Source organism: Acetobacterium paludosum (assembly GCF_008086595.1).
In the GTDB taxonomy this organism is placed as follows: Bacteria; Bacillota; Clostridia; order Eubacteriales; family Eubacteriaceae; genus Acetobacterium; species Acetobacterium paludosum.
In genome coordinates this window covers 46,289-58,743 of record NZ_RXYA01000007.1, presented here as the reverse complement: position 1 = coordinate 58,743, position 12,455 = coordinate 46,289, and the positions used below count along the sequence as shown (strand labels likewise).

10 protein-coding genes and 1 other annotated feature are annotated in these 12,455 nt (G+C 40.3%); of the genes, 1 reads left to right on the top strand and 9 read right to left on the bottom strand.

Annotated elements, in window-relative coordinates:
* Positions 1-2: 2 nt before the first annotated feature.
* The 7 genes from FZC41_RS08740 to FZC41_RS08710 form a co-directional block, all read right to left on the bottom strand.
* Positions 3-593: an RnfABCDGE type electron transport complex subunit E gene (locus FZC41_RS08740; RefSeq protein WP_148567023.1), complete on the bottom strand. Its 591-nt coding sequence runs from the start codon at positions 591-593 to the stop codon at positions 3-5.
* Between the two features lie 15 nt (positions 594-608).
* On the bottom strand, positions 609-1,229 hold the full coding sequence (locus FZC41_RS08735; RefSeq protein WP_148567022.1) for an RnfABCDGE type electron transport complex subunit G: 621 nt from the start codon (positions 1,227-1,229) through the stop codon (positions 609-611).
* Positions 1,229-2,185 (bottom strand): RnfABCDGE type electron transport complex subunit D, encoded by a 957-nt coding sequence (locus FZC41_RS08730; protein ID WP_148567126.1) that lies wholly within the window; start codon positions 2,183-2,185, stop codon positions 1,229-1,231. Before FZC41_RS08730 ends, FZC41_RS08735 begins: the two co-directional genes overlap by 1 nt.
* 11 nt (positions 2,186-2,196) lie before the next feature.
* The gene (gene rsxC, locus FZC41_RS08725) at positions 2,197-3,528 is read right to left on the bottom strand and encodes an electron transport complex subunit RsxC (protein WP_148567021.1); all 1,332 of its coding nucleotides are present in this window, start codon (positions 3,526-3,528) and stop codon (positions 2,197-2,199) included.
* A gap of 204 nt (positions 3,529-3,732) precedes the next feature.
* Positions 3,733-3,788 (bottom strand) — a sequence feature (sodium ion sensor (DUF1646 type); this cis-regulatory element may regulate processes involved in with the transportation of sodium ions).
* Between the two features lie 104 nt (positions 3,789-3,892).
* A complete protein-coding gene (gene rsgA, locus FZC41_RS08720; RefSeq protein ID WP_148567020.1) occupies positions 3,893-4,969 on the bottom strand; it encodes a ribosome small subunit-dependent GTPase A in 1,077 nt (358 codons plus the stop codon).
* 257 nt (positions 4,970-5,226) lie between these two features.
* Positions 5,227-6,963, bottom strand: a complete 1,737-nt coding sequence (locus FZC41_RS08715; protein WP_148567019.1) for an ABC transporter ATP-binding protein — start codon at positions 6,961-6,963, stop codon at positions 5,227-5,229.
* On the bottom strand, positions 6,960-8,696 hold the full coding sequence (locus FZC41_RS08710) for an ABC transporter ATP-binding protein (RefSeq protein ID WP_148567018.1): 1,737 nt from the start codon (positions 8,694-8,696) through the stop codon (positions 6,960-6,962). Before FZC41_RS08710 ends, FZC41_RS08715 begins: the two co-directional genes overlap by 4 nt.
* 155 nt (positions 8,697-8,851) lie before the next feature.
* Here FZC41_RS08710 and FZC41_RS08705 point away from each other — a divergent pair, with 155 nt between their 5' ends.
* A complete protein-coding gene (locus FZC41_RS08705; protein ID WP_148567017.1) occupies positions 8,852-9,721 on the top strand; it encodes a LysR family transcriptional regulator in 870 nt (289 codons plus the stop codon).
* Positions 9,722-9,820: 99 nt separating this feature from the next.
* Here the strand turns inward: FZC41_RS08705 and kdpC are convergent, their stop codons facing one another.
* Together kdpC and kdpB are read right to left on the bottom strand one after the other, a co-directional pair.
* Positions 9,821-10,381, bottom strand: a complete 561-nt coding sequence (gene kdpC, locus FZC41_RS08700) for a K(+)-transporting ATPase subunit C (RefSeq protein ID WP_148567125.1) — start codon at positions 10,379-10,381, stop codon at positions 9,821-9,823.
* 14 nt (positions 10,382-10,395) lie between these two features.
* Positions 10,396-12,453, bottom strand: coding sequence for a potassium-transporting ATPase subunit KdpB (gene kdpB, locus FZC41_RS08695; protein ID WP_148567016.1), 2,058 nt, complete (start codon positions 12,451-12,453; stop codon positions 10,396-10,398).
* Positions 12,454-12,455: the final 2 nt, after the last annotated feature.

Below are 12,455 nucleotides of genomic sequence, written 5' to 3'. Positions count from 1 at the left end.
CCCTATACCTTTTTCTTTTTCCAATTAATAAGCCCCATTAAAAGACCGAGCGTTAAAAAAGCGCCTGGTGGAAGAATCATCAATATGACAGGTTCATACGAAGCACCAAATAATGAAAGGCCAAAAATACTGCCTGCTCCTAAAATCTCGCGCACAGAGCCAAGAACCGTTAATGACAATGTAAATCCAAGACCCATTCCAAGGCCATCAGCAAAAGAATCCGCAATTCCATTTGAAAAAGCAAAGGCTTCCGCACGGCCTAAAATAACACAGTTAACAACAATCAAGGGAATAAACAGTCCCAATGCGGCATCTAAGGTTGGTACATAAGCCTTCATTAACATGCCAATAATTGTTACAAAAGATGCAATAATCACGACAAAAGCCGGGATTCTAATACTATTGGGAATTACTTTACGCAATGCTGATATAGCCACATTGGAACCGACAAGCACTGCGGTGGTCGCTAAACCCATTCCCATACCATTAATCGCCGATGTTGTAACCGCAAGAGTTGGACACATCCCCAACACAAGTACGAATGTTGGATTTTCTTTTATGATTCCTCTGGTCAGGTTTTTTATAAAATTCATCTATATTCTCCCCTCTTATTTCGACAAAATCTGATAAACTTCATTTGAGATGTTTACCCCAAGTGTTACCGCACTGGACGTGATCGTTGCTCCAGTAATGGCCTGAATTGAATTACTTCCCGATTCAGGGTTGCTTTTAACAACCGTGATTTTCTCTGAAGCAGTCAAACCTTTATACTGATCTTTAAATTTCTGTAGCGTCGCCAGCGCACCCAACCCCGGCGTTTCATTATGCTCAAGAATGATTACGCCCTGAACAACACCATCCGTTGAAATACCGGTCAATACTTGTACTTCTCCACTGTAGCCACTTTGTGGCGCCGTTTTAACGGTATACCCAACCACTTCATTACCATTTTCCCCAATATAGGCTTCAACAAGTTCATCGGGATTGTCCAGACCTATTTCAGTTCCGATCTTTGTCAGATCTTCAGCGGGTATCTCTTCAAAATCTACCGCTTCGGAAAGCACTTCCTGACGAGCCGTTTGATTTGTTGCTAAATTCATTTTCTCAATTGTACCCGCTGTCACATAGTTTGTTAATGCCAAACAGCAAGCAGCGACAGCTGAAATCGCAAAGAGAATAAAGCCCAATTTAAAAACATTTTTCCAATCAATTTGAACTTTATTTTCCATTATGCCTGCACCTCCTTTTTCTTTTTGGCAACACCATAAATTTTTTTCTTTGTGAAGCGATCGATTAAAGGGGTTGCAATATTCATAAGAAGAATCGAATAAGAACAACCTTCCGGGTATCCGCCATATAAGCGAATAATCATTGTGATTAAACCACATCCGAGGGCAAATATTATCTGACCTTTTGGGGTAACCGGTGAAGAGGCATAATCGGTTGCCATGAAGAAAGCACCCAACATGACACCACCTGATACAATGTGCACAAGAGGATCCTGTCCAACTAAAACTGCAAAAACTGCAACGGTTAAAAGATAAACCGTTGGTATCCGCCAACTAATAATGCCTTTAAAAATAAGATATAACCCACCAACTAACAAAGCCAAAGCCGAGATTTCGCCGATACAACCGTAAACCCCGTTTAAGCCTGTAAATAAATCCAGTGTTGATGGCATGTTTGTTAAATCGCCTGATTTAAGAAGAGCAAGCGGTGTTGCGGTTGTCACCGTATCATAAGCTGGAATATAGGCGGTACTGGTCATACGGGTTGGCCATGAAGCAAGCAAAAAAGCTCTTGCCGCCAAAGCAGGATTCATAAAGTTCTGACCCAATCCGCCAAAACATTGTTTTACAATTGCAATTGCAAAAACAGATCCAATGACTGCCAGCCACCAAGGTGCATTAATTGGTAAATTAAAGCCCAGCAACACTCCGGTTACAACCGCACTCCAGTCATTGATGGTGACTGCTTTTTTACATAATTTTTGAATAATTGCTTCTGTAGTCACTGCAGAAACAACACAAATTGCCACTAATGCCAATGCCCATACTCCAAAAACATATCCTGCAACCGCCAACGCTGGCAGCAACGCAATCAAAACATTTTGCATAATACTTGCCGTTGAATGCTTTGCATGGATATGAGGAGATGAGGATATGGTAAGATTTAAGTTATTCATCATAATTCCTCCTAATTTCCTTTTCTTCTCTGTGCAACAATCTCACGTTTAGCCACACGAATTGAAGAAACCAAGGTTCTTTTTGCAGGACAGATATAGGAGCAGCTTCCGCATTCAATACAATCCATGATATGGTTTTCTTCACATTGTTTCCATTTGTTTTTCTGAGAATACGCTGCCAGATTAAGTGGTTCCAAATGAATGGGGCAGACACTTAAACATTTTCCGCAGCGAATACAATTTGATGGGATGGATACGTCGGCAAATTCTTTAGTTAAACATAAAATTCCTGAAGTCCCTTTGATTACCGGTACTTCGGTTTCGAATTGAGAAACCCCCATCATGGGTCCGCCTGAAATAACTTTTCCGGGTTCGGAAATAAATCCACCACACTGATCAATGACGGACTGAAAGGATACACCAATTCGGATTTCAAGGGTCTGCGGATTTTTAATCGCATCTCCGGTACAGGTTAAAAGCCGTTTGTACAATGGCATTCCGGTTGTCATAGACTCGGCTATCTGAGCAGCTGTTCCAACATTCATAACTACAACCCCGGCATCGGCTGGAAGTCCACCTGAAGGGACTTCGCGTCCGGTTATTGCAGTAATCAGCTGTTTTTCAGCTCCTTGAGGATATTTTGTATGTAGAGAATATATTTCCAAATTTAAATCGTTTCCAATCGCCTTAGTCAACGCTTCAATAGCTTCACCTTTATTATCTTCAATTCCAATAAAGCCTTTTTCGACATCAACAGCTTTCATTGCAACTTTTAACCCTAGTACAATCTTTTCAGCTTGTGTCTGCATCAAATGATGATCTGCGGTTAAATACGGTTCACACTCCGCACCATTTAAAATAATAGAATCCACCTTTTTATCTGGTGGAACAGTTAATTTTACATGGGTTGGAAAGGTTGCCCCGCCCAGTCCGACAATGCCAGCATTCAAGATCATATTTTTGATGGACTCAGCATCCATTTTCTCTAATGAACCATACGGTTTGATGCTGGGTTCAAGTATATCCAGTCCATCTGATTCAATAACCACAGACATGACCCGATCCCCAGATGGATGCGGTCTGACCTCGACTGCAACAACCTTTCCAGAAACACTCGCATGTATTGGTACCGAAACAAAACCGTTTGGTTCCCCAATTTTTTGTCCAAGATAAACGTATTCACCTTTTTTCACACTTGGCGTACACGGTGCCCCAATGTGCATCGACATGGGTATGGTCACCATTTTTGGTTTTTCACCAAATTCCAAGGGAACTGCAGCTGTACTTTCCTTTCCATAAGGCGGATGGATCCCCCCCCTAAAAGTTCCATGTTTTACATTCATTTTAATTTTAACACCTCTCAATCATGATTTTATAAGAACCATCTAGATATTTGTATATACAAATGCACTTTAAATATTAAAGCTAGTATTAATCAATGAACGCATTTTGATATATTATATATAAATGATTAGTTATTAAGTAATTTTGATTTATTAAACAGCCATCTTATTAGAATAAAAGAAGGGTGGGAAACTCTATAAAAGAGCTTCCCACCCAGGAAACATATTTTTCTTGAAAACAGATTTTCACCTGTCCAACCGTATGTCAAATATTAAATTTGTACTCATTATACCTAACTTTGATAGTATTTGCAATCTTAAAATTTACAGACCATCTTGCCAACATCCGAATCGGGATTGAACCTCATCGTTTGTTTTTGTTTTTTACCTGTCTTTTGGCTTGTTTCATTTCACCTTTGCTGCCAAACATTTTTTTTATTTTCTCCTCTTCCAATTGTCGCGAGTTCAGGCCCACGTATTCCATTTCTTTTTGCAGTTTACAATAATTTGCAAATCGTTTTTCTGACAATATCCCCGTTTCGATGGCATTTTGCACTGCACAACCAGGTTCTCCGGTGTGGGTACAGTCTCGAAAGCGGCAATTCTCAGCCAAACTCTCTATATCCTCAAAAGATTTAGCTAAATTTGCGCTATCTAAATGCAGTTCCCGCATCCCAGGGGTATCGATGACAATCCCGCCATTTGGCAACAACAGCAGTTGACGATGGGTTGTGGCGTGACGCCCACGATCATCATTGCGAATGTTTTTGGTTTGCAGAACTTCTTCCCCCATGAGCCGATTGATGATGGTAGATTTGCCCACACCTGATGATCCAATAAAGGCAATTGTTTTTCCTAGTGTTAGGTAGTCAGCAATCTCATCATAGCCCCGATTATCCTTACTGGAACAGACCACCACATCCGTTCCCACCCGGACACTGGAAATTTCATTCAGACGACGATTCAGGTCATCACATAAATCCGCCTTTGTCAGCACAATCACCGGTGTAGCCATGCTGTTCCAGGCAATGGATAGATAGCGTTCCAGCCGACGTAAATTGAAATCAGCATTCAGAGACATGCAAATAAAAACAAGGTCAAAATTTGATGCAACAATTTGCACCCCTTTACTGGTCCCGGCGGCCTTTCGCTCGAAGAGGCTCTTGCGTGTCAAAACCTGGTGAATCACCGCATTGCCCGAAGTGTCATCCAGCCGATCAATCATTACCCAATCACCCACAACGGGAAAACTAGTGTTATCTTCTGCATTGAATAAAAATTTTCCCGAAACTTCAGCCAGTAATTCTCCGTTTTCACTGATGACCTTATATAAATCACGATGTTGCTCCGAAACCCTGGCAATAAACAAATTGCTGTATAAGGCTGCTTCCTGCTTAAACCGTGGTGTTAATCCATATTTTTCTAAATTCAGTCTATTCATTTTTTCCTCCAATTTTGTATTAATCCTATTGGAAGGTTAAAAGTTTATTGTATTACTTTACCCTCCGGTATTAATACAATATCTACTTTATTATTTTTTTTCATAAATTCTCCTTTTCTTTTATATTGATCTTATTGTAAATGATTCTTTTTAATTAAGTCAAGACAAATATATGACATCTCTATGATTAATACTCCAAAACTTAATTTTGTTTGATTGAATTTTTATTGTTTTCTGTAAATATGGAATACATTAATCTATACCGGTGCGAACTGACTATTATAAAGCCGTTCATAATAGCTTCCGTTTTTTAATAACTGAAGATGTGTTCCGCGTTCTACAATATTGCCATGATCAAGTACCAGGATCAAATCGGCGTCGCGTATTGTTGAAAGCCTGTGGGCGATCACAAAACTTGTCCGGCCTTTAATCATTTTCTCAAATGCCTTTTGGATATGGTTTTCTGTTCGGGTATCGATATTGCTTGTAGCTTCATCTAAAATAAGCATTGGCGGATCGACAAGCATGACTCTGGCAATGGTAAGAAGTTGTTTTTGTCCTTGCGATAAATTTTCACCTTCGTCAAAAATCAAGGTGTCGTAACCATTCGGCAAACATTTTATAAAGTCATGAGCTTCAGCCGCTTTAGCTGCAGCAATGATTTCTGCTTCCGTTGCATCCGGTTTACCATAGGAAATATTGTTGCGAATACTGCCTGCAAACAACCAGGTATCCTGTAGGACCATACCAAAATTACGCCGTAAACTGTCACGCTTGATGGCGTTGATATTTGTGCCATCAACCGATATAAAACCGCTGTCAACATCATAAAATCGCATTAGTAAGTTGACGAGGGTCGTCTTACCTGCACCGGTTTGACCAACGATGGCAATTCTGCTTCCTGGCTTTACATCAAGATTGAAATCAATAATCAGCGACTGATCCGGGTTATATGAAAAGCTTACATGATTAAAACTGATCTCACCCTGACTGTGTTTAAGTATGATGGCGTCTTTTGCCTCCGGTTTTTCTGACGGCATGTCAAGAATATTAAAGATACGTTGTGCTGATGCAACCCCCGATTGTACTTGTGTAAAGACTCCAGATAAATCGTTAAACGGTTTTGCAAAAAGGCTTGCATAAATCAGAAAACTTGATAGCTCACCCACTGTGAGTTGGCCTGAAATTGCTAGTATGCTGCCGATGACACCGATAGCAGAAAAGGTAATATTATTGACAAGACGGGTTGTTGGTCCGGATAGCGAGCCATAGAACTGCGATTTTACACCGGAACGATATAATGCGGTGTTAATCTTCGCAAATTCTTCGAAAGAATGCGCTTCATAATTAAAAGCCTTAACGATTTTTTGTCCGCCAATCATTTCTTCAACATAACCGTTTAATTCACCCAAGCTTTTTGCCTGACCTTTAAACATTTGCTGTGAACGTGTGCTAATAAACCGGGCCACTAGAAAAGAAGCCGGAGCCGATAAAACAACAACCAGCGTCATCTCTGGTTTGATATACAACATGAATCCGATCGCTCCAATGATGGTAACAATCCCTGTCAGCAGCGTTGCCCCTCCTTGGAGCATTCCATCTGAAATAGCGTCCATGTCATTGATAAAGCGGCTGATGGTATCGCCATGAGAATGGGTGTCAAAGAATTTCAGCGGTAGCGTATTTATTTTGGCAATCAGTTGATGACGCATATCATTAACCGTTTGATAAGCTAAGCAATTTGTTAAATAAGTTAACAGCCAGACAAATATGTTACCAACAATATAGATCAGCGCCAGCGCTATTAAAATATATTTTATACCGGCGAAGTCCACCGTACCAATCCCGATCATATGATCGATGGACTTACCGATCAGCAGCGGTCCGATCAATGTCGAAACAACGCTTAAAATAGCAGCCATAAAGGATCCGATTGCGTGGCTTTTATATTTTCCGATGTATTTTAAAATTCGGGTTAACGTTGCTTTGTTCATAATAAAGCCTCCTCACTTGAAAGCTGGGACAGACAGATCTCTTTATAAACTTCACAACTATCCATCAGCTCTTTATGTGACCCAAAGCCGACAATATGCCGATCATCAAAAACAATAATTTTATCCGCCTGTTTGATCGTACTGGCTCGTTGAGAAACAATCAGAACCGTCATGTTTTGACTGCTTTTTTTAATAGCCAGTCTTAGGGCAGCATCTGTGGCAAAGTCCAGTGCGCTTGAAGAATCATCCAATATCAAAATATCAGGCGTTGAAACCATCGCCCGTGCAATCGTTAATCGCTGTTTTTGCCCCCCTGAAAAATTCAATCCGCCACGCGAAACATGGGTATTGTAACCTTCAGGCAGTTTTGAAATAAATTCCTCGGCCTGGGCAATTTTTGCGGCTGTTATCACTTCTTCATCCGTGGCATCTTGTTTTCCCCAACGAATATTTTCTGCAATGCTTCCAGTAAACAGCATCATGTTCTGTGGAACGATCCCGATTTTCTTGCGAAGCTCATGCAGTGGATAATTTTTAACATTGATACCATCAACAAACACCGCACCCTTTACCACATCGTAAAATCTGGGAATAAGGTTAACAAAAGTAGATTTTCCGGATCCAGTACTGCCGATCACACCAATGGTCTCGCCTTTTTTAATGGTGACTGAAATATCCTCAAGTGCCATATTATCGGTCTGATTGTAAGTAAAGGACACATTGCAGAATTGAATGGATGGGCTACTGTTACTCATCACTTGTGAAATCTGACTGGGATTGTCGGGAATGGATGTATTAGCCGCCAACACTTCATTGATACGCCCAGCCGATGTCACGGCCTTAGTGAAGATAATCACCAAGTTCGACACGACGATCAGCGCAAGCAGTATCTGAGTAATATAATTGACAAAGGCAATGATTTCCCCCTGCGAAAGAGTTCCTGAATTGATATGAAACCCGGCTGTCCATAATATCGCGATGATGGCAGCGTTCATCACAAAGGATGTCAGTGGATTAAGTAATGCTGAGATTTTACCGACATGAATGGCGATACCAGTTAGATCATCATTGGCATCATAAAATCGTTCCTTCTCTTTTTCAGTTCGGGCAAAGGCTCGGATTACTCTGACGCCAGAAAGATTTTCGCGTAAGATCAATGCCATTTTGTCAAGTTTCTGTTGGTATTTACGGTAAAGTGGTGATGATTTGCTGATAACAAGGTACAAGATCACAGCAAAAACAGGTGTAGCAGCTAAAAAAATCAGTGATAAACGAAAATCCATAATCATGGACATGATTATGGCACCGATACAAATAAAGGGTGCGCGTATAACGAGACGTATCAGCATGGCAACCGCAAGTTGAAGTTGATTGACATCATTTGTAATGCGATTGATCAATGAAGACGTGCCAAATCGATCGATTTCCACATAAGAAAGGGATGAAATATGTTTGAAAAGGGTATTTCTTAAAGTTGTACCGAATCCTTGGGAAGTTCGCGCCGCATAATATTGGCAGATCATCGAGCAGCAAAATCCTAATACTGCCATCAGAAGCATCACTCCTCCCATTTCAAGAACATAATCTTGATTATGCTGACCAACCCCATTGTTAATGATAAGTGCCATAAGAGTAGGCAGCAGCAACTCAAATATTGCCTCCAGCAGCTTAAATGCAGGGCCAATGATACACTCTTTTTTATATGGTTTTAAAAAGACAGCAAGTTTGAACAAATATATCAACCTCCATTTTCGAAAATATTATAAATCTATTGCCTAATTTTAGTTTCCCGATTAAAATTATAACATGTAAACTCACATATGAAAAATATCTATTTTGTATGGGTGATATACGAAAATCATATGGTATATATTTATTGGAGGTTCCTATGGATATCAAGCAATTGAAATACTTTCTTGCCATTGCTGAAGAAGGCCAAATAACTGCTGCAGCTAAAAAGCTTAATATGGCTCAACCGCCATTAAGTCATCAGCTTAAGCTATTGGAAGAAGAACTAGGAGTGAAACTTTTCGAGCGAGGTCCTCGGCATGTACAGCTTACTGATTCAGGAAAAATACTGATGAACCGAGCCCACCAAATTTTAGAGCTAACCAACTCAGTTGTAAAAGAAGTGAAGGATTTGAGCAATGGATTACAGGGAACTTTATCCATCGGTACAGTTTCTTCCTCGGGAGCAACTCTTTTAAACGAAAGAATGTCGGAATTTCACAAGCAATATGACAATATTAAATTTGAAATATTCGAAGGGAATACCTTTACTCTGATTGATTTGTTAAATAAAGGGATTATTGAAGTGGGCATTGTCAGGACACCCTTCAATGCTTTGAATTTCGAGTGTAAATATGCAAAAACAGAACCGATGATTGTAGCCATACCAAAAGAAATGAATTGGAAATCAAATAACATGACGCTATCCATCCGCGAACTCAAAAATAAGCCGTTGATCATTTACCGTAGATTTGAACAGCTCATTTGCGATACTTGTATGGAGCACGGCTTTGCTCCTGAAATATTCTGTAAATGTGATGATGCAAGAACAGCGCTTTTATGGGCAAATGCAGGGACTGGAATAGCGATTATTCCCAAATCCGCATTTGAACTTGCAGCCAATAGTAATCTGGTTATCAAAGAGATCAAAAGTGAAAAGCTAAAAACAAAAATAGCTGCAATATGGGTAAAAGATAGATATATCTCGCCTCTTGCAGCGAACTTTATCAAGAGCTTTGGAATTGTGTAATCTGTACCTAAAAAGCGGCTAAATAATAGCATTTAGCCGCTTTTTAGGTTTTTTATTTGTTCCTGAGTTTCATTAGTTGTGGCATCGATTTTCCTTTTATTATATTAATCCATCCAGTGCTAAATTCACTTTTAATACATTAACTCCAGATTCGCCCCAAAATCCAAGGAAACTTCCAGAAGTATATTTACTTATGACTGTTCTAACGGCATCCTCATTGATTCCTCTTGCACTGGCAATACGTGCCACTTGATATTCAGCTGCTTCAGGAGAAATATTAGGATCAACTCCGCTTGCAGATGCTGTTACCAGGTCCATGGGAATGTCTCCAGTATTATTCTGATCGAGGACATGCCACCCTGCTACACGTTCCTGCACCAGAGTATTTTGTTCTTCACTGGTTGGTGATAAATTAGATGCACCCATCGGTCTGCCAATTAAATATTCCGGATTGGTAAATTCCTGCCCAAGTAATGCAGACCCAACATCTATTTTTGTGCCATTTTCTTGTGTTATCGTAATAATGCTACCATTTGACTGATTTGGAAATACAATTTGTGCAATACCTGTCACAAAAATCGGATAAATAACACCACAAAGTAAAGTCATAACCATAAAACACACCAACACTGGTCGTAAATCTTTTCCAATTCTTTTCATCATATCATTTCACCTCATACCAAACCGCTTACGGTCAGCAATACATCAATCAGTTTAATTGCCACAAAAGGTGCTACAATCCCACCTAAACCATAAATTAGCATATTTCTTTTTAATAGTTTGCCAGCTGGCATTTCATGATATTTCACACCCTTCAGAGCCAAAGGAATCAACGCAATGATTATTAAGGCATTGTAGATAATGGCTGATAAAATAGCACTTTTTGTACTGGTTAGTCCCATAAAGTTAAGTGCCATTAATTGTGGATAAATACCAAAAAACAGAACTGGAATAATGGCAAAATATTTTGCCACATCATTTGCTACACTAAATGTTGTTAGTGCGCCTCTTGTCATCAATAACTGCTTTCCTATTCTTACAATATCAATGAGTTTAGTTGGGCTTGAATCCAGGTCAACCATATTTCCTGCTTCCTTGGCTGCCTGCGTCCCAGTGTTCATTGCCACTGCCACATCTGCCTGGGCAAGGGCCGGCGCATCATTGGTTCCATCGCCAGTCATCGCGACAAGATGTCCTTTGGATTGGTAATCACGAATTAGTATCAGCTTAGCTTCTGGCGTTGCTTCTGCCAAAAAGTCATCTACTCCTGCTTCGGCTGCGATGGCAGCCGCTGTCATAGGATTGTCACCAGTGATCATAATGGTCTTGATGCCCATTTTTCGCAAGTCTTCAAAGCGTTCTTTAACACCGTTCTTAACAATATCTTTGAGATAAATCACGCCTAATATGATGTTGTTTTTTACAACGACAAGAGGTGTTCCGCCATCACTTGCCACTTGCTTTACAATTTGGTTGCATTCCTCCGGATAATCCCCACCTTTGTCTAGAACGAAGTTTTTCACTGCTTCTGCCGCACCTTTTCGAATCTCGTTCCCTTGGTAATCAATCCCGCTCATTCTCGTTTTTGCCGTAAATTCGACAAATGTTGCACCTAGCTTGGTAAGATCACGTCCTCTTATTCCAAAGCGTTCTTTAGCAAGAACGACAATACTTCTGCCTTCAGCTGTTTCATCAGCAAGTGAAGAAAGCTGAGCAGCATCGGCAAGATCCTTTTCCGTCACCCCATTAACTGGAATAAAAACACTAGCTTGTCGGTTTCCAAGGGTAATGGTTCCTGTTTTATCTAATAAAAGGACATCCACATCACCTGCGGCTTCAATCGCTCTGCCACTCATTGCCAATACATTGGCTTGATTAAGCCGACTCATCCCAGCAATCCCAATTGATGAAAGAAGTGCTCCTATTGTTGTGGGAGCCAAACATACTAATAATGCGATCACATTGGTGATAGAAATTGCCGACCCTTGACCGACCTGACTGCTTACGAAATTTGAAAACGGCAACAAGGTTGCTGTAACCACCAGAAAAATAATGGTAAGTGTTACCAGAAGTATTTGAAGCGCTATTTCGTTTGGTGTTTTTTTTCGAGAAGCGCCTTCTACCATTGCAATCATCTTATCGAGAAAGCTTTCTCCCGCTTCCGCTGTTACCTGAACGACAAGCCAGTCGGACAAAAGGGTAGTTCCTCCTGTAACAGCACTTCTATCCCCGCCTGATTCTCGAATTACCGGTGCGGATTCCCCTGTTATGGCACTTTCATCGACTGATGCAGCTCCATCAATCACATCCCCATCCATGGGTATCTGTTCTCCAGATTTAACATAAACAATGTCGCCCTTTTTCAAGAGATTTGACAGTACTTCGGTATAGTCTTCAAAATCGGATGCTGATTTCAGTTTTTTGGCTTTTACATCTTTTCTGGCACTGCGTAAACTGTCTGCCTGTGCCCGGCCTCGGCCCTCTGCGATGGCCTCAGCGAAATTTGCAAAAAGAACCGTAAACCAAAGAATAAGAGCAATTGCCAAAGTATAACCTGAATTCTCATCCTTTATTCCTGCGAAACTTATAAAAAATAGAATGGTTGTAAAAATCGCTCCAATATAAACGACTAACATAACCGGATTTTTAATCTGAATTCGCGGTGTCAATTTTGCAAAAGACTGCCTTATTGCATCTTTGAAAATATTCTTATTTAAATCTTTATCTTTCACTA

Excerpts from the sequence above, each read along its gene's own strand:
- FZC41_RS08715 (WP_148567019.1), bottom strand. The coding sequence starts at position 6,963 with ATGAACAAAGCAACGTTAACCCGAATTTTAAAATACATCGGAAAATAT.
- kdpC (WP_148567125.1), bottom strand. The coding sequence starts at position 10,381 with ATGAAAAGAATTGGAAAAGATTTACGACCAGTGTTGGTGTGTTTTATG.
- FZC41_RS08705 (WP_148567017.1), top strand. The coding sequence starts at position 8,852 with ATGGATATCAAGCAATTGAAATACTTTCTTGCCATTGCTGAAGAAGGC.
- FZC41_RS08740 (WP_148567023.1), bottom strand. The coding sequence starts at position 593 with ATGAATTTTATAAAAAACCTGACCAGAGGAATCATAAAAGAAAATCCA.
- FZC41_RS08730 (WP_148567126.1), bottom strand. The coding sequence starts at position 2,185 with ATGAATAACTTAAATCTTACCATATCCTCATCTCCTCATATCCATGCA.
- rsgA (WP_148567020.1), bottom strand. The coding sequence starts at position 4,969 with ATGAATAGACTGAATTTAGAAAAATATGGATTAACACCACGGTTTAAG.
- FZC41_RS08735 (WP_148567022.1), bottom strand. The coding sequence starts at position 1,229 with ATGGAAAATAAAGTTCAAATTGATTGGAAAAATGTTTTTAAATTGGGC.
- rsxC (WP_148567021.1), bottom strand. The coding sequence starts at position 3,528 with ATGAATGTAAAACATGGAACTTTTAGGGGGGGGATCCATCCGCCTTAT.